This window comes from Sulfitobacter brevis (assembly GCF_900112755.1).
In the GTDB taxonomy this organism is placed as follows: Bacteria; Pseudomonadota; Alphaproteobacteria; order Rhodobacterales; family Rhodobacteraceae; genus Sulfitobacter; species Sulfitobacter brevis.
The window spans coordinates 1-21631 of record NZ_FOMW01000020.1; the positions used below are offsets into that span (position 1 = coordinate 1).

A 21631-nucleotide genomic window follows, 5' to 3' on the forward strand; every position below is an offset into this window, starting at 1 on the left:
CTCGGGTAGGGCGCGTTCCAGCCAATTTACCCTCCGTGCAACAACGCCCACGCGAAGTGTCCTGACGATCATGTTGGAGCTTGATGGGTTCCCAGTCCGTGCGCACAGACGCAGGTTAGTCCGTGCGGTCATAATTTTGAGGCAGTTTCGCTCGGTGCCTAGCACCTGCAAGGCGCCGCCGTGCAGCCTATGCCCTTCCGGGCAAAAAAGAGCTGATCATACGTCGCTTCGCTTTCGGACGATTTGTTTCGGCCACAACCACCAGGATTTCACAAACATGAACTGTCTTATCGGTGTTTTGACGACAAGCAGCAGGATGCCTATGGATAGCAGGCACCAGATTGCGGCCACTTCATTGGGGTTGCTGGTCAGGAGCATGGCCAATCGTGGGCCGATTAGGAAGTGGTACACCGTAAGCCGCCAAGACCCATAGAGAAGGGGCATCAAAAATGCCGCGACGAAATAACTGGGGTATGCGGTAAGGAAGGATGCCCATGTATCGACTGTTATGAAGTTCAGCATACCGTTTGCCGGCACTTCCCAGGCGATATGCCAGTCTCCGGACACGGAACACAGTCGCTCTGCGCACATGACCTCTCCCAGTGGACACGACCCTGCCCATTCGAACGGATAAAGCTGTAGAAGCATGATTATGGCCGAAACAAAACAGACTGCATAAACCGGCCACTGAATTTTCTCACGCACGTGGCTTGGGATAAAATACATGGAAATCATGTTGATGAAGAAGGGCTGGAACACGATGTGCAGATAGCTCAGCAGGGTGGCGATCTGATTTGAGGGCAGGGCGCATTCATCAATGACCGAGTATGTGAACGCCTGCAAAAGCTCCATTGACGAGAAATAGCCCAAGGCCATCCACAAGGGTGCCGGTTCTTTCTTGTAAGCTGCGTAAGCAGTTGTCCCTATACCTACAACGGCCAGTACGGCCGACGCTTCACCACTCCAGCACATAAAATCTCTCTCTTGATATGAAAATTGATTGGAGTGTCATGTGTCTGCGAGCGCACTCGGCTTGTCGGCTTTTGCGGTGCCACGCGGACCAGTCTCGTCGTCAATCCCGACGGCCGTGCCGGCACGGGCCTGCGCCTCAAGCTCGGCGTTCAATTCCGCGCCCATGAGGATAATATAGGCTGAAATCCAGAACCACATCAGCAGAACGACGACGCCGGCCAAGGCGCCGAAGCTCTGGTTATAGTAACTGAATTTGCTAACAAAGAACGCAAAACTGGCCGATGCCGCGATCCAGACAAGGCATCCCACAACCGCGCCGACCGACGTCCATTGCCACTCCGGTGTGTCGCGCGAAGGTGCAAAACGATAGAGAACGGATAGCCCGACAATCGTCAACGAGATCAACCCGAGCCAAAGGGCGGCGTTGACTAGCATCGCGACGGCCGATCCCATATCCACGAAAGCCAGAATGACCGGCACAGCCAAGGTCGCGGTAAGCCCGCAGATCAGCCCGGCGATCAGCATCAGTGTCAGAGCGAAAGTCACCAGCACCCGCTCGATGAACCCGCGTGTTTCTTCTTCGTCATAGGCGACATTGAGCCCTTGTATCAGGCTCGCAGTGCCCTTGGACGCCGAGTAGAAGGCAATCAGCAGGCCAAGGATGGCGGTAAACCCCAGCCCGCCCTGGCGCGAACCGGCGACAGATGTGGCCTGCTTGGTTATGATGGTGATCACTTCTTCCGGCATCAGCCCCGAAAAACCGTTGAGTTGTGCGACGATCCGGCTCGGCTCGATCAATAGGCCGCTAATGGCAATGACGGCGGTGATGGCCGGAAAAAGGGCCAGCAGACCATAAAATGCCACTCCGGCGGCAAGCAGGCCCACGCGGTCCTTTGCGACTTGGTCCTTGACGCGAAAGACCACGTCCTTCCAGCCAGAAAACGGTATTTTTGCCGGAGTTGCAGCATCGGCACCATGTGTCAAGGGCGGTCCTCAATTCAGAAAAAATATCGTAGCCGGGCACGATCCCCACACAGGATCGTCACGCTTTCGTCTTCCGTTGCTTTTGCTGTTGAGTGAGCGAGGCACTGGGAAACTTGGGTCCTCCGAGGGGGAAGCATTCCAAATGCCGCCATTCTGCCCCGGACGGTAAGTCGCTCGTTCAATCCGTGTACTGATCCAGATCAGGTCACCAGCAACGATAAATCTAGCCAAACTGATTGGGATCCCATTAGTCCGACATTGTCCGATCAATCAAACGGTCGCCGCAGCCAATCTTGGGCGCATTAAGCGAGCACACCCAATAACCAGAGGAGAATCAGGATGACGATCACTGAGCCGAGGACACCACCAAGACCCCGCGTGCCATAGCGGTTGTAACTGTAGTAACCGCCGCCGCCGCCGAACAGCAACAGAAGGACAATGATAATCAGAATTGTACTCATGGGACATATCTCTCTTTTTGGCCGATAGATGAAGGATGAAGCACCTGTAACCGCGATGGGAATCGGATCCGTGGAGCCATCCCAAGTTAATCAGTTGGGGATGCTTTGCCGCGTCTGTGCGCTCAGCGCAGGCCAAAAAAGCCCAGAATGACCAAGACGATGACCACGAGGCCGACGATATACACGATTCGGTTCATTGCATTCCTATCTGCTAGGGTAGTGGTCCAAGGCCACCGACACAGCCAAGCATAAGCCATCGCAACTCCGGGCGAACTGACACGGATCAGTGCGCGGCGCACCGCAGCACGCGATTATGTGCCTGAGACATCGGTCTTGATCGCAAGGCCACGACATACGGCTACCGAAGAAATGTTTGCTGTGTGCAGGTTCCGAACCCGCCTTACGCGGCGAACACTACGACGCAAAACCGGCTGCGGCCGTAGGCGCGCCAAACTTGGTCAGAAAAAAGGAAAACACCCAATGTTAATAGAGGCTTCGACTCTCAAGATTTTCAAGATCACCGCGACCGACGGCAGCATCGGCACCGTGACGGATTTCCTGTTCGATGACGAAAGCTGGACACTCCGCTGGATCGTCGTCGACACAGGCACTTGGCTGTCTGGGCGCAAGGTGCTGCTGCCGGTTTCGGTTCTGGGTCACCCGGATACGTCCGCCCGCAGTTTTCCGGTCCGCCTGACAATGGCATCGGTCAAGGACAGCCCGGCCATCGACACGCATAAACCTATGTCGCGGCAGCACGAAGAACGCATGTATAGCTACTACAACTTGAGTCCCTATTGGGGAAACGGCTTCTACATGGGCGGCTATGGCGGCTGGACGGCGGGCATGTCAGAGACGCATTACGCTGATTCACGACGGCGTCAGGACGCGCTTGACGCCAGGCGGCATCAGGGCGATGAACCCCATCTTCGCAGCATCGATGCCGTGACCGGCTATAATCTGCAGGCCACCGATGGCACCATCGGTCATGTCGATGGTTTTCTGATCGACGATACAGACTGGACGATTCATTTCCTGACCGTGGATACAAAGAACTGGTGGCCGGGCAAACACGTCCTGATTTCGCCACGCTCTGCCAAGGACGTGTCATGGGCAGAGAGTTTGGTCAATCTGGATGTTGATCGGAAAACTGTCATGGACAGCCCAACCTATGACCCTTCCGTTCCTGTGGACGCGGCGTTCGAGGTGCGGATGGCCCGTCACTACATCCCTGACGCCAAGCATGGGGCCGCAAGTTAAATGGACTGCGGGATGGGATCATGATGCTGACCTGTGTAAAAAACCAGACCGACTTGCCGCGCTACTTCGCGCAGGTGTTCAACGTGGCGCAGTCACTGGAGAACGGGCGGCTCGATTTCGTGCTGAGCGATGGTCGCGTCTTTAGCGCCGAAGGCCGCCACCCGGGTCCGGTGGCAATGATCGAGGTGCGCAACCCCGATCTGTTCGCGCGCCTGATCCGCGAGGGCGATCTGGGCTTTTCCGAGGCTTACATGGATGGCTGGTGGGCCACGCCGAACCTGCAGGCATTCATGGACCTCCTGCGTGTCAGCAACGACGCGCTTTACGATGGCTTTTCCGGCATGGCGCTGGTGCGCGCCTTCGAGAACCTGCGGCACAGGCTGCGTGGGAACTCAAAGCGGCAAGCACGTAAGAACATCGCTGCGCATTACGACCTCGGCAACGATTTCTACCGGCTTTGGCTGGATGAGACGATGACCTATTCGGCAGCCCTCTTTCGAGGCGGGCAGGAGCCGTTGGAACAGGCACAGCATCAAAAATACGAAAGCATGGTGGACCAGATGGGCGTGCAGCCTGGCGATCATGTGCTGGAAATCGGCTGCGGCTGGGGCGGTTTCGCGGAATATGCCGCGGCGGAGCGTGGATTGCACGTGACCGGACTGACGATCTCGCAAGAGCAGCACGACTACGCGGTGGAAAGGATCCGGGCCAAGAGGTTGCAGGATCGCGTCGAAATCAGGATGCAGGACTATCGCGATGAACGCGGGGTTTACGATGGCATCGCCAGCATCGAGATGTTCGAGGCAGTCGGCGAGAAATACTGGCCGACCTACTTTCAGGTCGTTCGCGACCGCTTGAAACCGGGCAGCAACGCCACCTTGCAGATCATCACAGTGCAGGACGAGCGCTTTGAGACCTACCGCAAGGGCGTGGATTTCATCCAGAAACACATCTTTCCCGGCGGGATGTTGCCGTCGCCCAACGCGCTGCGCGACGAAGTGCGCCGTGCCGGGTTGCAGGTCAGCGGTTCGATCGAGTTCGGCGACAGCTACAGCCAGACACTGCGGCGTTGGCATGACAGCTTCAACGAGCACTGGGAGGAAATCTCGCGGCTGGGCTTCGATGACCGATTCCGGCGGATGTGGAATCTGTACCTCACCTCTTGCGCCGGGGCGTTCGAGGGCGGCCACTGCGACGTGACCCAGATCACCATCACAAGGCCCGCCGCCTGAATCCCGGCGGAGACGGTGAATGTCCGGTTCGACAAGAGAAGCTCCCCGTGGATGAGTGGACAGTTTCGCCATAGTTTTAATGATGACAACGGGCGCCTATGTGCAAAATATGTGCATCTCGAGACTAGGTTGCAGCGCAAAGGCTGCGGCAAATAAATCAACATAAGACCACATTAAGCGGTTCTAGGCGAAAATTAAGCGCGTACGTGTCGGATCGGGCACATGCCGTCAACTGACATGCAAGGCGAAGGTCGCCAGAAGCACGAACAAGGACGCGACAAGAAGCATACGCGAGCCAGCTGATCGTCGTTTTGTGGTTTGATCGAAAAGTCATGCCATTGAGCTTTCGATCAAAGCGTGGGTAGTTCATTTGACAAAACTGGTGCCCGCCTTGTTTGCGCATTATTCCCTTGAGAGTTTCTCGGACATCTCGGCGTGTTTGGTGTCGAAGTGGTTGCGAAGATGGTTTTCGGCATCCGAATCGAGGTTCGTGCGCAGAATGCGTCCGCCTTTCTTGCTCAGGCGCTCAATGACGCGGTCCGAGGCTTCGGTCCGCATCATCATGAACAGCGCGGCCTGACCCGGTTGCAGAGCACCTGAAACGTCCTTCATGAAGTCGTCGTCAATACCGTAATCAGAAAGACCGCCTGAAATGGCACCTGCACCAGCCCCAACGGCCAAGCCCAACAAGGGATTGAAAAAGATAAGACCGGCTAGAAGGCCCCAAAACGCACCACCGGTGGCACCTACGGTCCACATATTGACCATCTGGTCCAGCTTGATGTTCCGGTCGTTGTCCGCTGTCGCGATAACGGCATCCGCAATCTCCACAAGATATTCTTTTGCCATTCCGAAGAGTTCATAACGTGCGGCCTCCGCATTGGCGGGTGTGTCATAGGCAACGACGATGAGTTCAGACATTCGATATTCCTTTGTGGATTTGCCAGCATTTCAGGTTCTAACTGTGGCTGAAGATGCGTGATTGTTGGGTCAGTGCGGCTGTGGTCAGGGTCTGTGCTATGACGGCGCCAATCCGCTTTGGCTGCCAAACTGTCGCAAATGGTAAAACGCCTCAATCAGGGTCTACGGACAGAATTTCCACCTGTGATGATCCGGTTGATCAGTGCGGCGACTGCCTTATGGTTTTTGATCTCAATGTCAGAACCCCCTGCATTTTCATTTGCGGTGGCGGCATCTTTGAGGACGCCCATGATCTCGTTTTCTGGCAGGACCTTTGCATCGTTCAGCGCAAGAAGCAGCGCTTCGCAGATTGATAAGGCGGCCACACCAGAAGTCGTGCTATGGTTAGACATACTGTTGCCTCTCATGGTTATTGCGCGCGCGCAGGAAGCGTGTGCGGCGGTAAATACAGTCTGTCAAAGATCCGGTCCCTTTGAGCTGATCGACATCAGTCCGGTCGGTTTCGCTCGGATAAGTGACCAACACGATTTGTGGAAAGGGGCCCATGATGAAGAATACGCCACTCGCGCGCAAACTGGGCGCTTTCGTCGCCTTGTCAGAGGCTGAACTGTCCGTACTGGAAGGCCTGCACAAACGTCGCCGCACCTTTGTCGCCGGGCGCGATCTGGTGCATCAAGGGCAATCGGATCAGGCTGCGTACATCCTCATTTCTGGCTGGGCCTGTTCTTACAAGCTTCTGGAGGATGGTCAGCGGCAGATTGTCGATTTCCAGATCCCGGGCGATTTCCTTGGGTTGCGCAGGGTCGTGTTGCACCTGTCGGATCACAGCGTTGAGCCGGTCACTGACATTGAAGTGACAGAAGTGCATGTGTCGGACCTTATGAAGACGTTTTCGGACACGCCGCGGCTGGCCACTGCTGTTCTTTGGGCTGCGTCACGTGATGAGGCAATGGTTGTCGAGCATTTGATCAATATCGGGCGTCGCGAGGCGGACGTACGTGTGGCGCATTTCTTGTTAGAGCTTGGTGCGCGGCTTACCCTCGTCGGATTGGGCAGCAAGACGGGCTACGCCTGCCCTTTGACCCAGTATCTGTTGGCAGATGCACTGGGGCTCAGCTCTGTACACGTCAATCGGGTCCTGCGAACGCTGCGCGAAGCTGGAATGGTGACGTTTCGCGATGGCTTCGTTACGTTCGATGACTATGATCGTCTGGCCGAATATGCAAAATTCGAGCGGACGTATCTGGATCAGGTTGGACCGTTGCTGGCATGATGTCGCCGCGCATATGCGGAGCATTAGATTCGGCCAAGTAGCATCAGGATGACCACGATAATGAGGACTGTGCCAAGCACACCGGTCCCCGCATGACCGTAGCCGTAGCCATACCCGCCAAAGCGTCCGCTGAAACCGCCAAGCAGGAAAATGACGAGCAGAATGATCAGGATCGTACCAAGTGACATAGCGTTTCCTTTGCTGTTGTGCGCGACCGGAGCACTCATTGGCCCAGATGTTAAGTTGTGCTGCGCGTTTCAATTTCGATCAGCGTTGCGAGGTTTCGCCAGCACTGGTTTGATCAGTTCCCGTCGATCATAATACCCTTTTCGTCGATCTGGATGTCGACACCGCTTTGGTGTTCCTGATAATACAGATAGCTGATCCCGATGGCGCAAACGATAAGCGCCCCAATCAAGACGAACAAGAAGTTACGACTCATTACCGTATTCCCTGCAGTTTACCGGTGTCTGTCGGTGTCCGAGGGAAATTGGATCAACCGCTCGCACCAACGGGTTCTAACCCTCTATTCGTTCCGGCAACCGGGCACGTTCAGGTCTCTGCAAAAGTAACCTGCAGCGCCGCCTATAACAGCGCCTGTAACCGGGCTTCCGCCGGTCGCTCCGGAAATCACAGCGCCGCCCGCAGCACCGGCAAGGCCGCGTTCGGTATCGTTTCCGAGACATCCGCCAAGACCAAACAAGACCGGCAGGAGAATAATGGCTTTCACGTACATTGAAGTATCCTTAGGTAAGGGAGGAACCGATAAGCCCTACGAGGCGTCGGCTCTCTCAATTGAACGCGGTCGCCAAGCAAGTGTCGCCCGGCAACCACGCCGTTAACTCATGCGAGCAGTGTTACTTGAGCGTCTGCTTTGCGGCATCAAGTGGCTTGTTGGCTTTGCGTGTCATTGAGGTGTCTTTTCGCGGACGGTCCGGAGATATGAAACACGCGCGATAGGGGGGGACGAGGGGGACATTCTGTCTCGCGTGTTTCATGTTCATCCAGACTGGTTAAACGCCCAAGGAACAATAGGGAGTATTGCACCGCCTTCGTTCTCCCACACTGACGTAGGTTGGTCTGGGTTCATGAAATTCGATTCTTTTTGATGGAAGTTCACAACATGGTGGAGTTTTACCGACGTTTGATTGATGGTTTTCCGTGCGGCCCCGCCTAGCGCTTCGCATGTGCCGAATATGGTGCCGTATACCAAATTATTTCTGAAGTTTGAGTAGGGGGCAATCCGTTCGAACCCAGCAACGCCAGGATTCCAAGTAAGGCAGTTTCCGGCCAATCGACGCTGGAGACAGATGGGCCATGTCTTGGCTGGTGTCACGATCAAATACAGGACCCACAGTTACTCGCCTTATGGGGCGTGTGTTTGTCGTTTGGAGCATCTAGATTGGCAACAGTTGGCTCAGGCCGAAAGCTACGATGGCAGTTTCGACCAGAACGGAGCTGACGATCACTGTAATCGCCGCAATCCACATCGCAGAGCAACTTAACCGCCCCATCACTGCGACGTTTTCTGGTGGGACGCCGAAATAGACCCGCCCCATGACCCGGGCATAGTAAAATAGAGACGCAACTGTATTGGCCGCGGCAACCACCGCCAGCCAAGTGTAACCGCCGTCGATTGTCGCAATGAACAGCGTGAGCTTGCCCAAGAAACCGACCGTGGGTGGAATGCCAACGAGCGACAGGAACGCGATCACGAGCGCCGCTGCCGCGACCGGTCGCCGCTTTGCCAGTCCGTCATAGTCGTTCAAGGCAGTACGACCACGCAAATGTGCGACAACGGCAAAGGCGGTGAGGTTGCCGATGGCGTAGCTGGCCACGAAGACCAGCAGCGCGGTCAGGGCATCGGGACTGAGGCCTAGCACCGTGATCGCCATCAGCAGATAGCCGGCCTGCGCCACCGAGGACCAGCCGATCAGGCGGCGCAGATCGTCCTGCCAAAGGGCCGCAAGGTTTCCAAGCGTCATCGTCGCCACCGCCAGCACGGCGATAAGTGGCCGCAGACCTAGGAATTCAGGTGGCACGAGTTGAACCAGTCGGGCCAGCGCAATTGCCGCGCCGATTTTGGGCACCACGGTCAGGAACGCAGCCGAGGGCACCGGCGCGCCTTCAGCCACGTCGGGCAGCCACGCATGTGCTGGCACCGCGCCTAGCTTAAAGGCGACTCCGGTGATTGTGAGGGCAAAGCCCACGAACAGCAGTGGCGACAATCCGTTACCGAGCTTTAGTGCGGTGGCGATATCGGCATATTCGCTGGAGCTGAGCAGGCCCAGGATCAGAGTGACGCCGGTGATCAGCAGCGCGTTCGCCAGCGCCCCCATCAGGAAATACTTCATGCCGGCCTCGACCGACAATGCCCAGTCTCGGTGCCATGCGGCGAGCGTGTAGCCAGTGACCGACGATAGCAGCACGGCAATCACAAGTTGCAGCAAATCGCCCGCCCCGGCCATCGCCATGGCACCGAGCGCCCCTAGCAGCAGGATCGTGTAGTATTCGCCGTGGCGCGGGTCAGTCCGAAACCAGCCGGGCGACAGCAGGATACAGAAGGCCGTCGAAATCAGGATCATCAACCGCGCCCAAAGGCTCGCTCCATCCAGCGCCCAAGTGCCTGAAAATGTAAACCGGGTTTCGCCCAGTTGCGCAAGCAACAGGGCGACTGCGATGGCGATGCCCGCAAGAGCAATGAGCGCCGATCCGGCTTGCATCCGGCGCGGTGCGAACGCGGCGAACAGCAGAGCAAGGACCGCCGCGACGATGATGGAGATTTCTGGGGCTACGTCGCCGATCGGCACTTGGCTAGCCCCCTATGATGGCTGAAGTGGCGCTGCCGATCAGATCGAGCAGCCAGCGGGGATAGATGCCAATTAGGACCACCAACGCCAGCAGCGCGGCGAGCACGGTTCCCTCGCGTAGGCTGACATCGGGAAATCCTTCGTGGTCTTTTGGGAGGTCGCCGAAAAAAAGCTGTTGTAGCAACCGCAGAAATAGTGCGGCGGTAATGAGGATGCCCAGAAGGCCGATTGCGGCGATCCAGGGAAAGACCGCGAAGGTACCGACGAAGATTTGCACCTCAGCCACAAAACCTGCGAGCCCCGGCAGCCCAAGGCTTGCAAAGGCTGCGATCACAGCGGCCATGGTTAGGCGCGGCGCGACGTTGGCCAATCCGCCGAAGGCGTTAAGATCGTAGGTCTCGCTCCGTGCCCAGAACCCGCCGGCAATTAGGAACAGTGCACCAGTGATCAAGCCGTGCGCGACCATCTCGACCACCGCCCCCGTCAGCGCCATTTCGCGCGCGCCTTCGGCCCCCGTCAGCAGCGCGCCTGCTGCCGCAATTCCCATCACTGTGTAGCCCATGTGGTTGACAGAAGTGTAGGCGATGCGCCGTTTCAGATTGGTCTGCCCTAATGCCACAATGGCACCCCAGAGGATTGAGGCGAGGGCGACGATAGCCAGCGGCAAGGCATAATCCGCGAAGGTCTCACGCATCATCTGGAAAGGGATGCGGACAATGCCGTAGGTGCCCATCTTCAGCAGCACGCCCGCAAGGATCGCCGACACCGGACCCGGTGCCATGACATGCGCAGGTGGCAGCCATGTGTGCACTGGAAACAGCGGTGCCTTGACGGCGAAACCGACCAGAAAACCTAGCAAGATCAGCCCGCCGCGCAGGTCCATCCCGGCCAGTGGCTGCGCTGCGATCAGCGCCCGCATGTCGAAGGTGATAGGATCGACTGACAACACCAACCCAATGATCGCCAGCAGGATCGCGAGTGATCCGGCCAGCGTGTAGATGAAGAATTTGAGCGCCGCACGTTCGGCATCGCCATGGCCCCAACGCCCGATTAGAAAGAACATGCCGACGAGGCTAAGGTCGAAGAAAACGTAGAAGATCAGCAGATCGAGCACGAGGAAAAGGCCGAGCGAGACCGATTCCAAAAACAGGAACCATGCGTAGTAGGCGCGCGGGCGTTCGGGGTTTTCCATCGGCCAGGAGATACAGGCAATAAACAGGACCCCACTCATCAGCGAGAGTGCTAGCGACATACCGTCCACTCCAACACGCCAGGCGACCCCCAGCGACGGGATCCACGCGGCCTCAGCGAACGCCTGAAAGGCGGGGGCGTCCACGCTAGTGTCAAACCTTGCCCAAACGATCAGCAGCATGAGGAACGACAGGGTAGAGGCCCCTATCGCCAAAATTCGCGCGTTGCTCTGACTCAAGCTAGGCAGAATGATCAGCGCCAAGGCGCCCAGCATCGGTATGAGGATGGCGAGTGTCAGCATGTCATGCTCCTGCGGCGAGAATGGCGACGACGACAAAGACGCCGCCAATGATATAGGCGTAGTAGCGATGCGAGAAACCGGTCTGCAGGCGGCGCAGGTCATGGCCGATCATCCCGGTCAGACGCGCGGTGCCTTCGGGGATGCCGTCAGACACTGCCTCGCCAAAACGGTCGCTGACCCGCGCCAGCCAGTCACCGAAGACGGCTGTCCAGCGGATACCTTGATCTACAACTTGGTTGTCGGCAGCGGCAATAAATGTCGATCCCCGGCGGCCCAATACAGCCACGCCGCGGGGTCCTGCGTCGATGACGTGATCGTCGGCCCAAGCTGCAGCGCGCGCCAGCGCATCGACCGGGCGCACCACGGCAACGGTAATCAGCGTCGGCAGGCCCAGCCAGTCAGACGCGGCGGCGGCAGCGCCGGTCGCGCCGAGCGCCGGATAGTGCCGCACCAGATACACCCCGCCCGCAACACCGGTGGCAACAAAGGCCAGGGACAAACTGAATGCCAGCGCCGTGCCTTTGGGCAGCAAACTGCCCAAAGTGGCAGCAGCAGCGTCGGCGACAGGTGAGAACCACAGCATGGTCAACGCCAAAGTCATCACAGCCAAAATGGCGATACCGAGGGTTTCGGGCCAGCTGGGCACAGAAACCTCCCGGTCGCAATTGTCCTCGTCGCAGCGGCCAAAGGCCAGAAGCTGGAACCGTGTGGCGTAGGCGGCACTTAGCCCACCACCGATCATCACCGCCAGCGCCAGCCAGAACCCGGCGTGTTCCGCAGCCTTGACGACCTCTTCTTTGCTCCAGCCGCCGCCGGTCACGGGGAGCCCGGCCAGGCCAACCGTCGCGAGCGCAGCTAGCCCAGCAATAAACGGCATCGCCTGACCCAACCGCATCTGATCCAGCCGGTAACTGCCTATTGCACTGCCCGCCAGGCCCGCTGACAGGAACAGCGGTGCCTTGAACGTTGCGTGGACGATCAGGTGCAGCGCCGCGACCCCCGGATAACCCGCACCCACGGCCACAAACATGAAGCCAAGCTGTGCCGAGGTGGAGGCCGCGAGTAGCCGTTTGGCGTGGTTCTGCAACACGCCGATGACGCCGCCGGCCAGCGCAGTGGCCAGTCCGATGGCGATGGTCGTGGCCCCGAAACCGGGCGCGAGCGTTAGCGAGGGCTGTAAACGCGCAAGGATATATGCGCCCGCCGCCACCAGCGTCGCCGCGTGCAGCAGCGCCGAGACCGAACTGGGGCCAGCCATGGCGCGGAACAGCCAGGGCGCGAACGGCACCTGTCCGGCCTTGGACGCCGCCGACAGCAAAATACCGTAGGCGACGATCCATTGCAGCGGTCCTTGCAGCGTCGCGATCCCCGCGTAATCAAACGATCCGGTGGCTGCGAACAGCGCCATGACAGCGGCGAAAAGGCCTAGGTCGCCGAACCGCGTCATCAGGAAGGCATAAAGGCCGGAGTGCGTATTTTCGATTTCTCGCCACTTGTGCGAGATCAAAGCCCAGGAACAGGCCCCAATCAGTTCCCAGCCAATCAGCAAGGTTAGCAGATCGTTGGCAACGACGACCAGTTCCATAGCACCGGTGAACACGATCAGCAGTCCGGTCAGCCGACCTAAGCCGCGCGTCTCCTCGTGCTGGGTGGCGTGAAAGGTAACGGCAAGTGCTACGGCAGGCACCATCACAGCGACGGCGGCCGAGATTGGCATGAATTCCGCTGACAGCCGGATCGTATCTGACCAGATCAGTGTCGCGCTCCAGCCCTGCGCCGCGGCCAGTAGCGCAAGAGTGAGCGTTGCACCCAGTACCACAATGGCAAGCGTGCCCAGCCAGGCGCGCGACCGGTCACCCATGGTGGCGATGGTGATTCCAGCAATAAAGGGCAAAAGAGGGAGCAGCCAGAGCGTCATTGCTTCAGCGTCCCAAGCGATTCAACCACATCGGCCTGCCGCTTGCGATAGACCGCGACGACCAGCGCAAAACCGATCGCCAGTTCCACTGCCATAACCGCCATGACGAGGATCGCCAGCAATTGCCCCTTTGGTGCGCCTTCGAGCGTGAAGGCCCAGAAACCGACGGCAGCAAGTAGCGTGCCGTTCAGCATCAGCTCAAGCCCCATCATTAACATGACAAAGGATTTTTGCGATAATGCGCCGAATAGTCCGATGCCGAACAAGGCAGCCGCAACGACGAGGATAGCGGTCAGCGTCATCTCAAGACTCCTCTTCGGGCATTTTGCCATGGCGCTTGTGTGGCGCGTCATCGCTTTTAGGCGCACCCTTCATGTTCATGTCATGACTGCTGTCGCCGCCATGCCCCCCATGTCCTCCACTCTTTTCCACTTTGCGCCCTGCGGGCTGGCCGCCCGGTTGCAGGCCCGGCGGCACAGCGCCTGCGTCGGAGTCGCCAAAGCGCCCGGGACGGCTCGACAGGACCACTGCGCCGACCATGGTCGCCAGCAACGTCACCCCCGCCGTCTCAAAGATCAGCATCGACCCACCGAGCAGTTCAACCCCGAGATCATGCAGGGTGTCGCGCCCCGCGGGCAGGGGATTGTTCGGCAGGTTCGTCGCCAGCACCGCGACTGTCAGCCCGATGAATGCCGCGATCCCCGCCCCTATCGAAAAGCGGTGCTGGTGCACCATCTGCATCGGATTCAGACCTGCGGGGTTCATCATGAACATCACCATGAAAAGTCCCATCACCATCATCTCGACCGCCATCATAAAGACGGTGGCGATGCCGATGTAATCGGCTGACATCAGCAACGCGATGCCGCCGACACAGATGAACGACACCATGAGCGCAAAAGTCGCCCGGATCATCGAGTCGACGCGGAACACGCGCCAGCCGCTCCAGATCGCGAGGGCCGAAAGGGCGTAAAAGGCGATATCCGTCATGCCAGCGCCACCAGTCCAGCCAGCAGCAGATCGACAAAGGCGATCGGCAGCAGAAATTTCCAAATCAACCCGAGCATCCGCGCCACCGGCATTCGCGCGAGCAGGTGCGAGAGACCAATGACCACGGCCATCAAGATCAGCGTCTTGATCGCCAGCCAAACGATGCCTGGCAGGATCGGCCCCAGATAGCCTCCCAGAAAGGTTGACGCCGCGATGGCTGAAAATCCAACCAGCATGGCTAGCCGCGCCACCTGCCATCCCGCCCGGTTGGCACCCGAATCCTCAACCGAGGTGCCGCCCGCCAGATCGGCGCTATCGGCATAGTCGAACGGTCCGCGCAGGGTCAGAGACAGGCCCAGCAGCAGGAACAACGGCAGGCCGAGCGGCTGGCGAATGATGTTCCACAACCCTTCCTGAGACGCCACGATGTCGCGCAAGTCGAGCGACCGGGCCGGCAGAGCTGCGGCGATCAACACAAACATGCTGAGCAACATGATCGGCAGACCGATAGCGACATAGCGATAGGCGCCGATCAGGGCGAGCGGCGAATTTGGCGACCAGCCATGAAGAAACACCAAAACCACCACCAGCGACTCGCAAGCGCCCCAAAGTACCACGCTCGTCTTGATGCCAATCACCGCGGTCTCGGGGCCGAAAGGCACGACGGCAAGGCCGATGGTGGCAATAGCCAGATAACCCGCGATGGCCAGATACCAGTTCAGCCGGTCTGGAGCCTCGGTCGTCAGGCGCTGGCGGGACAGATGCGCAGCCGCTGCGTAAAACGGGGACAGGACCGACACGCCACCCTGTCCGGAGATACGGCGATAAAACACAGCGTCGAGAATGGCGGCGATCCATATCCCGATAGCCAGAAACAAGATCAGCGTGGTCAGGGCGGGCGCGAAGGTCATGACATATGCCCTGCGTGCCCCTCATGGTCCATGCTATCGCCGTTTTTCTCCTCCAGCTCAGGTGAGGAGGTATTGGCGCAGATGGCGCGCAAGGACTCGTCGTCGAAACTGTTCAGCACCAGCATCGCCTCATGCCATTCCAGCCCGATCAGCAGATCGCCAAGGCCGACCCCGTCTACGTGCACTTTGCTTGGGTTTCCCGGATCGGTCGTCAGCCGCTCAAACCGCTCGCGTACGTCCGAGCCGTTAGGGGCGCAGCCCAGACCGGGCGGGATCGCGGCGCGCACGCCCGACAGTCGGATCAGCCGCTTGAAATCTGCGTCGTCAGACGGACCTCGAAGTAGCCGTTTGGCCAGCGCGGGCAGGCCCAAAAGACGCAACAGCGCCGCGCCAGCATTACCCTCGCCCGCGAAGGGCAGATGCACCACTGAGACCTTTTGAATCACGTCTCCCTGCAAGGTCAGCGTCAACACTAGGCCGGGCGGGAACATCGGCAGGAACGGTCCGAAATCGGCGGTATAGGCATCCAATTCTAGGCCGTCTCGAAAGTCGGCGGCGGTCATCGCCATCGGCCGCCCGTAAGGCGTGCCGCCCATCATCCCCTTGCCGCCCTGCCCATGTGAACCAACGCCGCGCCATTCGTTCGGCGGCGCGTCCGGCAGCAGGTCCGCCTCGGTGCCGTGGCTGCCGGACAGCAGGCTACTCCGGGTATCGGTCAGGACGGAGACGAGATTATCATCGTTCCTAACTGTCACGGCCTCGGACAGCAGGTCGGTCGGCTCGGCTTGCCAGAAAACGGTCGCTCGGGGATGGGGGAGCTGGTCATGCAGACGGTGCAGGTTTGGGATGAGCGATGCTGGGATCGTTCCGGCAACAAGCAAGATAGCCGCTGCACGAGGGGTCTCGACGATGGTCAGCGTCGAGTTTAGGCAAAGCCGCGCCGTTTCGGCTGGTGCGTCGTCACCCTGCGCCACGAACACCGGCACTGGGGCTTGCGAGGCCAGTTTGGCCATCCATGTTATTCCCACCGGAATATCCCCTCGCGCCAGCCGTAGAGGATGCCGACCGACAAAATCGTGAGAAACATGCCCATCTCGGCCAATGCCTTGGGACCTTCCTCGACAAAGACGACGGCCCAAGGATACATGAACATCATCTCCATCTCGAAGGCGACGAACACCAACGTCATCGTGTAATAGCGGACGTGAAATCGTTGCCATGCGTGCATTTTGGGGTCGCTGCCACCCAGCACCGGACGTTGCTGCGGGTTGGTGATATGGTCGGCAAGGTCTGTTCCGCTTGCAGTCCGCAACCCTGCCGTGAACAGAACCGACAGACCGAGAACCAGAAAGATGGTGATGAGAGTTGTCATGTGGCGGCGATCCGTCTGTTGGCAGATACATCTGTTGGCAGCAGAAGCGCGCAAAGTGCGTTGCACGTAAATGCACCTCTCCCTAAAGGAATGTCGCGATTTTGACCCGCAGCCCAACCGGCTACGTGACGACGGCAATGATATAAAGCAATCCACAGGGCACCAACTGACAGCACCGCGCTGACGATTGGACAGCTTTGGATCGCCAGAAACATCCGGCCGGTCAAGCCAAGTGCGCTATAGGCCAATTCGATCTCCTCTCGATCATTTTGATAGGTATTTGAACAGCGCCAGGATCCCCAGCACGATCAATATGATAACTAGCAGCATCCAGATACCGCCCATGCCGAAACCCATCATGATAACCTCCATTCATACCAAGCGATTCCGGCGCCGGCCTTATGCCGACGCCCACGTGCTTAGTTGTCGTTCATCATGGTGCCGTTGCCCATTACTTGGCCGCTGCCGGGCTGGCCCTGCATCTGTCCCTGACCGGCGCGCATCATATTCATGCGTTCCATCTTGGTCGCGGGCGCAGTCATTTCTTCGGCAGTGATAGCCCCGTCTCCATTCGCATCAAGGTACTGGAACCGATCAACCATCGCTTCGCGGATCATCGCGCTGTGGAGGATCTCGAACTCGGTGATGGAAAGCGACCCGTCACCGTTGCCGTCATATTCGGCCAGCTTAGCCTGCAGTTGCGTACGCAACTCTTCGGGCGTCACTGTGCCGTCGCCATCCGCGTCGAACATCTGCATCATGCCACCGCCCATCATGTTACCATGCAAACGTTGCATCATGTCCATCATCCCGGGACCGCGGTCCTGCATCATCATGCCCTGTCGGTCATTCGACCTAGGTTGGCCTTGATGTCCGTGATTGGAATCTGCGAAAGCGACGCTACCGATTGCGGTGGCGGCAAGGACAGTCGCTGCGAGAATAATTCTGCGGTTCATGATAACACCTCGTGATATGGTTGCGGTAGATTATATATGGCAGAGCTAGATGTTTACGCACTGATGTGAATCAGCGAATTTGTATCGCTCGGTAACTAAAGCGGGGGTTGTTACATTTCCTGACAGATCTCTCCAGGAAAGCCGCGCGGCAATCGCAAGAAAGAACATCATGACAGATCAGCTCCATATCCATTTTGTAGATGACCATCGCGAAACTCGCGCTGCCGACGACATGAATGCAAAGCCTGCGGACGAACAATACGATCTGATTATACTGGATGTAATGATGCCCGGAGAAGAGACCGGTCGGATCGTCGGGCTCGAGATCGGCACGGGCGGCCGTGACAGAAGAAACTGACTTGAGCAGGGTAGGGCGGTTTCGTAGCGTTTGCGGATGACAAAACCTTCGCCATTTTGCTACTTCAAAACCAGCCCCGAGGTCATTCGCTTGGCCGTGATGACGCATGTCAAATTTCGACTTTCCCTTCGAATTGTCTAAGCCGCTGCACGAGCGCAGCATCGATATCAGTCAGGAGACCGTTCGGTTTTGGCGGAATTAGTACGGCCCGATTTTCGCAGCCGAAATCCGTTGGAAACGCGTTTAACAACTGCGCGCATGCTGGAACTGACAACGGTTTCTGGACGAGATTTTTGTAAAAATAAGTTGTGAAACGCGCTACCTTTGACGGGCTGTACACTACGAAGGTTAAGTTCAGGAATCTTTCATCACAAAACGCCATGATCGCAAAGCGGCGTTGGAATTCTACGGTCAGCCGCATGTTGTGGTAGCGGATATGTTGCGTTCTTATGGCTATGCGGTGAAGGTCATCGGAAATGCGAACAGGCAGGAAATTTGGCGCTGGCTGAAAACCGAGGTGCAAATCCTCACCAGCCATTTCGACGACGAGAACAAGCGATGTTGGGCTTCCATAGTAAGGGACCGTTGCAGAAATTCGCCGCCGTGCACTCTTCCCTTCACAAGCGTTTCAACCTGGAGCCACCTTTACTCACGCGCCAATTCCAAGCTCAACCGTGACGCTGCTCTCTCCGAGTGGCGCCCGCTTTGTTCAGCATAGGTGCCGGTATTTGGTGGGCCGCTTGTTGTGGCCCCAGACCAAAACGCATGCGTGCCACCCCTTATTGATCGACATCAGTGTGGGGCCTGGCGGGCGTGCTGTCGTACCGACTTTATGAGCAGGAGATGCCAATGGCTGCGCTTCCCTTTAACAGTACCGAGATCGAGAAACTGGTGCTGCGGTTCAACGCCGTCATGGCGAAAGAGGGGACGGATATTTCCGACCTTGGCGGCAATGCCTCGGACGACGAGGTGGCCGCAAACTTGCAAGAGACTGCAGGTGATCTGAGCCGTGATGAAATCCGCCAAGAAATCGAAAGCATGAATAACGAGCAGCAGGATGGGCTGGTCGCCCTATTCTGGATCGGCCGAGGCGATGCGGAACCTGAAGCATGGGAGCAGACGAAAGTGCTCGCCCGGCAACAGCACGCGGGCTCTGTAAGTCGCTATTTTCTTGGACAGCCAGAGGTCGGAGAGTTTCTGGCCGAAGGACTGGAAAGGATGCTGGAGTATGGTGTGGACTAATGTCGGCAGTACTTAGCCCTATGCGATGGTGAGTAACCTGCTCTCCAACATTGAGGCTATCGGCTTCTGGGTGTATTGGGTCATTGGCTTGATGTCGGTCTTGCTGCTGCTGTGGTTTCTGATCTCACGACTCCGGCGGAGTTGGTCCTTTTTGTCCTCCGTCCTGGGTTCGGTAGCCCTTACAGTCCGTGATAATCAGGACTTCCGGGCCCTTTTCGCTCGGTGCCCGAAACTGTTCTATTTCCTTACCAGACGGGTATCGCGTCAAACATTTTCCGGTCTGCCGGCGACATTTCTGGGACTAGCATTTCTTTATTTTCTGGGACTCTACGTCGAGTCGGTTCTGCGACTTCTTGATCATGGATCGCTGGTCCAAGCAGACTCGCACATTTCAAGCCTCGTATTGACCGTACGCAGTGATGGCCTGACGCGGTTCTTCACTATTGTCACTGGGCTGGGATACTGGCAAGCGGCCATATTGGTGGGTTTGGCAGCAACCATCTTGATGTGGATTTGGGACCGCCGCCACTACATTCCTACCCTCTGGTTCACACTGGTTTGCAACGTGATTTCGGTATGGCTGTTGAAACTGGTCTTTGCCCGTGCACGGCCAGATGTGGCGCTGTATGTTGAGAGCAGTTACGCATTTCCAAGCGGGCATAGCGCCACGATTGCCACTTTGAGCGTATTCCTGACCTACGTCCTTGTCCGAGAGCGCATCGGGCAAGACCTGTTTTGGATACTCTCCTGTTTTACTCTCGTGTTCCTCGTCGGCCTGAGCCGTGTTTATCTTGGCGAGCACTTCCTAAGCGATGTACTGAATGGCTATTTGGTAGGGACCCTTTGGGCGATTACCGGGATATTTTTGGCCGAACGATTGGGCTTGCGTCAGACCTCATCGGGAATGCAGGTGACAGGCGCGGGACGTTGGTGGGCGACGGCTGGCGTCATTGCGGTCACGACCATCTTACTAGGGTTTGTGCTAGAAGATTACAGCCGGACGCTCAGACATAATGTACCGACGTGCGAGGCGCAACTCAGCGTGCCAATCGATAAGGCATTGAGGGAGGGTATATTGCCAACCCGTTCCGAAAGCATGATCGGAACGTCTCAAGAACCTGTCAGCTTAATCCTTTATTTCCCGGACGATACGACATTGCTTGATGCAATGGCGGCGGCTGGCTGGCAGCACGCGGACCCACCGGGGGTCGTGACGCTTTCACGGGCGGCAATCGCAGCCTGGCTGGACAGACCCTATGAGACGGCACCAATCACATCCGTCTTTTTGAACGGCTGGCCACAGGACTTTGGCTTTCAGAAGGCCTTGACCTCCGAAGGTCTGCGCCGACGCCATTACGCGCGTTTCTGGAGGATTCGCATGCAGGAGTCATCCGATCTTGTGGTCTTTGTAGGCACCGTAAGTTTTGATGTCGGAAGCAAGTCGGGACTGACACATCGGATCGATCCCAACGTAGACGCAGAACGCGATCTTCTGGTTGCGGACCTTCTGCGCAACGGCGGGGTCCAGCAGGATGGGAGGGCAAAGATCGTCGCCCAATTGCTCGACCAAAATGTTTTCGGAGATCAGTACTATACCGGGGGCAGGGCTGTGATCCTATCGATCTTGAACGCCACAGTTGGACCACGGGCGACCGAGTGAGAGGAACTGCGGCGAAAGCTCATGTTGCAGACTAGCAGAGACTGCTTCAGTTATTTGACTGCAATTGGAGTTTCTTAGCGCTCCTCTACTTAAGCAGTGGTCCAATTTGATCCATATAAGTGAGGTCGAACTCTGCAAATTTAGCCAGGCGATCATAGTCGTCGAATGAGACGAAACCTTCGTGAACTGTAACCAAACCATCTTCTCGCAATTGGCGCAGCACTCGGTTGACGTGGACAGCGCTTAGTCCAACAGCATCAGCCATCAGATATTGCGTCAACGGGCACTCAAAACCCGCCTTACTGCCCAGACCAACCAAAGTTAATCTCGCCCCAAGTTCCAGTAGGAAATTCGCTAAGCGTTCCGCCGCATTACGACGACCGATGCCGACCAGATGCTCTACAACCATTGCCTCGTCGCGAGATGCAGCCAAAAGGACCGCCGTGGCCAGCCGAGGGGTCTGTGTGAAAGCACCCAAAAGATCATCTCGAAGAACTTCTGTTACCTCGACATCGGTGATCGGCTCGACACTGTGATCCGATACATGCATCAACAAGCTGCGCAGTCCCAAAAAATCACCCGGAATTTGGAAATCGACAATCTGTCGCTGCCCATCCTGTAATAGCTTGTAGGAGCAGGCCCAACCCGAGGCGAGGACATAGGCCGATTGTTCCGTTTGACCCTGCTCCACAATATCACGCCCAGCGACAAAAGTCCGCCGCCGCTTGTTCAGTTCGTCAAGTACCGAGAGTTCAGTTTCGGACAGGGCCACAAATGCCCCCAGCTTTCGTTCTAGGGCGTTATTTCTCATTTCGACAG

Annotated in this window: 24 protein-coding genes and 1 pseudogene; 7 read left to right on the forward strand and 18 right to left on the reverse strand. The window is 57.6% G+C overall.

Annotated features, from left to right (window positions below; all coding sequences use genetic code 11):
* Positions 1–216 precede the first annotated feature (216 nt).
* The 3 genes from BM174_RS18440 to BM174_RS18450 form a co-directional block, all read right to left on the reverse strand.
* On the reverse strand, positions 217–972 hold the full coding sequence (locus BM174_RS18440; RefSeq protein WP_177209527.1) for a DUF5765 domain-containing protein: 756 nt from the start codon (positions 970–972) through the stop codon (positions 217–219).
* Between the two features lie 36 nt (positions 973–1008).
* A complete protein-coding gene (locus BM174_RS18445; RefSeq protein ID WP_093925314.1) occupies positions 1009–1956 on the reverse strand; it encodes a YihY/virulence factor BrkB family protein in 948 nt (315 codons plus the stop codon).
* Between the two features lie 302 nt (positions 1957–2258).
* A complete protein-coding gene (locus BM174_RS18450; protein ID WP_093925315.1) occupies positions 2259–2417 on the reverse strand; it encodes a DUF3309 family protein in 159 nt (52 codons plus the stop codon).
* A 480-nt stretch (positions 2418–2897) separates the two neighbouring features.
* Between BM174_RS18450 and BM174_RS18455 the strand changes: the two genes are divergently transcribed.
* Both BM174_RS18455 and BM174_RS18460 read left to right on the forward strand, forming a co-directional pair.
* A complete protein-coding gene (locus BM174_RS18455; protein ID WP_093925316.1) occupies positions 2898–3677 on the forward strand; it encodes a PRC-barrel domain-containing protein in 780 nt (259 codons plus the stop codon).
* Positions 3678–3697: 20 nt separating this feature from the next.
* Positions 3698–4909: an SAM-dependent methyltransferase gene (locus tag BM174_RS18460; protein WP_093925317.1), complete on the forward strand. Its 1212-nt coding sequence runs from the start codon at positions 3698–3700 to the stop codon at positions 4907–4909.
* Between the two features lie 402 nt (positions 4910–5311).
* On the opposite strand, the gene BM174_RS18465 is transcribed toward BM174_RS18460, so the two are convergent.
* Together BM174_RS18465 and BM174_RS18470 are read right to left on the reverse strand one after the other, a co-directional pair.
* Positions 5312–5830: a DUF1269 domain-containing protein gene (locus tag BM174_RS18465; RefSeq protein ID WP_093925318.1), complete on the reverse strand. Its 519-nt coding sequence runs from the start codon at positions 5828–5830 to the stop codon at positions 5312–5314.
* A 155-nt stretch (positions 5831–5985) separates the two neighbouring features.
* A complete protein-coding gene (locus BM174_RS18470; protein ID WP_093925319.1) occupies positions 5986–6222 on the reverse strand; it encodes a hypothetical protein in 237 nt (78 codons plus the stop codon).
* A gap of 152 nt (positions 6223–6374) precedes the next feature.
* On the opposite strand from BM174_RS18470, the gene BM174_RS18475 reads away from it, so the two are divergent.
* Positions 6375–7103: a Crp/Fnr family transcriptional regulator gene (locus tag BM174_RS18475; protein WP_093925320.1), complete on the forward strand. Its 729-nt coding sequence runs from the start codon at positions 6375–6377 to the stop codon at positions 7101–7103.
* A 23-nt stretch (positions 7104–7126) separates the two neighbouring features.
* On the opposite strand, the gene BM174_RS18480 is transcribed toward BM174_RS18475, so the two are convergent.
* The 12 genes from BM174_RS18480 to BM174_RS18530 form a co-directional block, all read right to left on the reverse strand.
* On the reverse strand, positions 7127–7291 hold the full coding sequence (locus tag BM174_RS18480; RefSeq protein ID WP_093925321.1) for a DUF3309 family protein: 165 nt from the start codon (positions 7289–7291) through the stop codon (positions 7127–7129).
* A 113-nt stretch (positions 7292–7404) separates the two neighbouring features.
* Positions 7405–7545: a hypothetical protein gene (locus BM174_RS21180; protein WP_177209528.1), complete on the reverse strand. Its 141-nt coding sequence runs from the start codon at positions 7543–7545 to the stop codon at positions 7405–7407.
* Positions 7546–7629: 84 nt separating this feature from the next.
* Positions 7630–7839 carry a hypothetical protein gene (locus tag BM174_RS18485; RefSeq protein ID WP_093925322.1) on the reverse strand — a complete coding sequence of 70 codons (210 nt, stop codon included), beginning with the start codon at positions 7837–7839 and terminating at the stop codon, positions 7630–7632.
* Between the two features lie 661 nt (positions 7840–8500).
* Positions 8501–9913 (reverse strand): NADH-quinone oxidoreductase subunit N, encoded by a 1413-nt coding sequence (locus BM174_RS18490; RefSeq protein WP_093925323.1) that lies wholly within the window; start codon positions 9911–9913, stop codon positions 8501–8503.
* A 4-nt stretch (positions 9914–9917) separates the two neighbouring features.
* A complete protein-coding gene (locus BM174_RS18495) occupies positions 9918–11405 on the reverse strand; it encodes a complex I subunit 4 family protein (protein ID WP_093925324.1) in 1488 nt (495 codons plus the stop codon).
* A 1-nt stretch (position 11406) separates the two neighbouring features.
* On the reverse strand, positions 11407–13323 hold the full coding sequence (locus tag BM174_RS18500; protein WP_245766448.1) for an NADH-quinone oxidoreductase subunit 5 family protein: 1917 nt from the start codon (positions 13321–13323) through the stop codon (positions 11407–11409).
* Positions 13320–13625, reverse strand: coding sequence for an NADH-quinone oxidoreductase subunit NuoK (gene nuoK, locus BM174_RS18505; protein WP_093925325.1), 306 nt, complete (start codon positions 13623–13625; stop codon positions 13320–13322). The genes BM174_RS18500 and nuoK overlap by 4 nt, the downstream gene beginning before the upstream one ends.
* Before the next feature lies 1 nt (position 13626).
* Positions 13627–14313 carry an NADH-quinone oxidoreductase subunit J family protein gene (locus tag BM174_RS18510; protein ID WP_093925326.1) on the reverse strand — a complete coding sequence of 229 codons (687 nt, stop codon included), beginning with the start codon at positions 14311–14313 and terminating at the stop codon, positions 13627–13629.
* Complete coding sequence (locus tag BM174_RS18515; protein WP_093925327.1) at positions 14310–15224, reverse strand: NADH-quinone oxidoreductase subunit H; 915 nt, start codon at positions 15222–15224, stop codon at positions 14310–14312. Before BM174_RS18515 ends, BM174_RS18510 begins: the two co-directional genes overlap by 4 nt.
* Positions 15221–16237 carry a hypothetical protein gene (locus tag BM174_RS18520; protein ID WP_093925328.1) on the reverse strand — a complete coding sequence of 339 codons (1017 nt, stop codon included), beginning with the start codon at positions 16235–16237 and terminating at the stop codon, positions 15221–15223. The genes BM174_RS18515 and BM174_RS18520 overlap by 4 nt, the downstream gene beginning before the upstream one ends.
* A 5-nt stretch (positions 16238–16242) precedes the next feature.
* Positions 16243–16596, reverse strand: coding sequence for an NADH-quinone oxidoreductase subunit A (locus BM174_RS18525; protein ID WP_093925329.1), 354 nt, complete (start codon positions 16594–16596; stop codon positions 16243–16245).
* Between the two features lie 419 nt (positions 16597–17015).
* The gene (locus BM174_RS18530) at positions 17016–17552 is read right to left on the reverse strand and encodes an EF-hand domain-containing protein (RefSeq protein ID WP_177209529.1); all 537 of its coding nucleotides are present in this window, start codon (positions 17550–17552) and stop codon (positions 17016–17018) included.
* 169 nt (positions 17553–17721) lie between these two features.
* Here BM174_RS18530 and BM174_RS18535 point away from each other — a divergent pair, with 169 nt between their 5' ends.
* The 4 genes and pseudogenes from BM174_RS18535 (at position 17722) to BM174_RS18550 (ending at position 20812) form a co-directional block, all read left to right on the forward strand.
* Entirely contained in the window at positions 17722–17910 is a 189-nt protein-coding gene (locus BM174_RS18535) for a response regulator (RefSeq protein WP_093925330.1), read from the forward strand.
* 36 nt (positions 17911–17946) lie between these two features.
* Positions 17947–18628: pseudogene (locus tag BM174_RS21465) on the forward strand (IS6 family transposase).
* A 131-nt stretch (positions 18629–18759) separates the two neighbouring features.
* Positions 18760–19152: a DUF3775 domain-containing protein gene (locus BM174_RS18545; protein WP_093925331.1), complete on the forward strand. Its 393-nt coding sequence runs from the start codon at positions 18760–18762 to the stop codon at positions 19150–19152.
* A 25-nt stretch (positions 19153–19177) separates the two neighbouring features.
* Positions 19178–20812 (forward strand): LssY C-terminal domain-containing protein, encoded by a 1635-nt coding sequence (locus tag BM174_RS18550; protein ID WP_093925332.1) that lies wholly within the window; start codon positions 19178–19180, stop codon positions 20810–20812.
* 85 nt (positions 20813–20897) lie between these two features.
* Here BM174_RS18550 and BM174_RS18555 read toward each other — a convergent pair whose 3' ends face one another.
* Complete coding sequence (locus BM174_RS18555) at positions 20898–21623, reverse strand: Crp/Fnr family transcriptional regulator (protein ID WP_093925333.1); 726 nt, start codon at positions 21621–21623, stop codon at positions 20898–20900.
* Positions 21624–21631 lie beyond the last annotated feature (8 nt).

Excerpts from the sequence above, each read along its gene's own strand:
- BM174_RS18520 (WP_093925328.1), bottom strand. The coding sequence starts at position 16,237 with ATGGCCAAACTGGCCTCGCAAGCCCCAGTGCCGGTGTTCGTGGCGCAG.
- BM174_RS18515 (WP_093925327.1), bottom strand. The coding sequence starts at position 15,224 with ATGACCTTCGCGCCCGCCCTGACCACGCTGATCTTGTTTCTGGCTATC.
- BM174_RS18495 (WP_093925324.1), bottom strand. The coding sequence starts at position 11,405 with ATGCTGACACTCGCCATCCTCATACCGATGCTGGGCGCCTTGGCGCTG.
- BM174_RS18510 (WP_093925326.1), bottom strand. The coding sequence starts at position 14,313 with ATGACGGATATCGCCTTTTACGCCCTTTCGGCCCTCGCGATCTGGAGC.
- BM174_RS18500 (WP_245766448.1), bottom strand. The coding sequence starts at position 13,323 with ATGACGCTCTGGCTGCTCCCTCTTTTGCCCTTTATTGCTGGAATCACC.
- BM174_RS21180 (WP_177209528.1), bottom strand. The coding sequence starts at position 7,545 with ATGAGTCGTAACTTCTTGTTCGTCTTGATTGGGGCGCTTATCGTTTGC.
- BM174_RS18555 (WP_093925333.1), bottom strand. The coding sequence starts at position 21,623 with ATGAGAAATAACGCCCTAGAACGAAAGCTGGGGGCATTTGTGGCCCTG.
- BM174_RS18470 (WP_093925319.1), bottom strand. The coding sequence starts at position 6,222 with ATGTCTAACCATAGCACGACTTCTGGTGTGGCCGCCTTATCAATCTGC.
- nuoK (WP_093925325.1), bottom strand. The coding sequence starts at position 13,625 with ATGACGCTGACCGCTATCCTCGTCGTTGCGGCTGCCTTGTTCGGCATC.
- BM174_RS18480 (WP_093925321.1), bottom strand. The coding sequence starts at position 7,291 with ATGTCACTTGGTACGATCCTGATCATTCTGCTCGTCATTTTCCTGCTT.
- BM174_RS18535 (WP_093925330.1), top strand. The coding sequence starts at position 17,722 with ATGACAGATCAGCTCCATATCCATTTTGTAGATGACCATCGCGAAACT.
- BM174_RS18545 (WP_093925331.1), top strand. The coding sequence starts at position 18,760 with ATGGCTGCGCTTCCCTTTAACAGTACCGAGATCGAGAAACTGGTGCTG.
- BM174_RS18530 (WP_177209529.1), bottom strand. The coding sequence starts at position 17,552 with ATGAACCGCAGAATTATTCTCGCAGCGACTGTCCTTGCCGCCACCGCA.
- BM174_RS18465 (WP_093925318.1), bottom strand. The coding sequence starts at position 5,830 with ATGTCTGAACTCATCGTCGTTGCCTATGACACACCCGCCAATGCGGAG.
- BM174_RS18455 (WP_093925316.1), top strand. The coding sequence starts at position 2,898 with ATGTTAATAGAGGCTTCGACTCTCAAGATTTTCAAGATCACCGCGACC.
- BM174_RS18460 (WP_093925317.1), top strand. The coding sequence starts at position 3,698 with ATGATGCTGACCTGTGTAAAAAACCAGACCGACTTGCCGCGCTACTTC.
- BM174_RS18485 (WP_093925322.1), bottom strand. The coding sequence starts at position 7,839 with ATGTACGTGAAAGCCATTATTCTCCTGCCGGTCTTGTTTGGTCTTGGC.
- BM174_RS18475 (WP_093925320.1), top strand. The coding sequence starts at position 6,375 with ATGATGAAGAATACGCCACTCGCGCGCAAACTGGGCGCTTTCGTCGCC.
- BM174_RS18450 (WP_093925315.1), bottom strand. The coding sequence starts at position 2,417 with ATGAGTACAATTCTGATTATCATTGTCCTTCTGTTGCTGTTCGGCGGC.
- BM174_RS18525 (WP_093925329.1), bottom strand. The coding sequence starts at position 16,596 with ATGACAACTCTCATCACCATCTTTCTGGTTCTCGGTCTGTCGGTTCTG.
- BM174_RS18550 (WP_093925332.1), top strand. The coding sequence starts at position 19,178 with ATGGTGAGTAACCTGCTCTCCAACATTGAGGCTATCGGCTTCTGGGTG.
- BM174_RS18440 (WP_177209527.1), bottom strand. The coding sequence starts at position 972 with ATGTGCTGGAGTGGTGAAGCGTCGGCCGTACTGGCCGTTGTAGGTATA.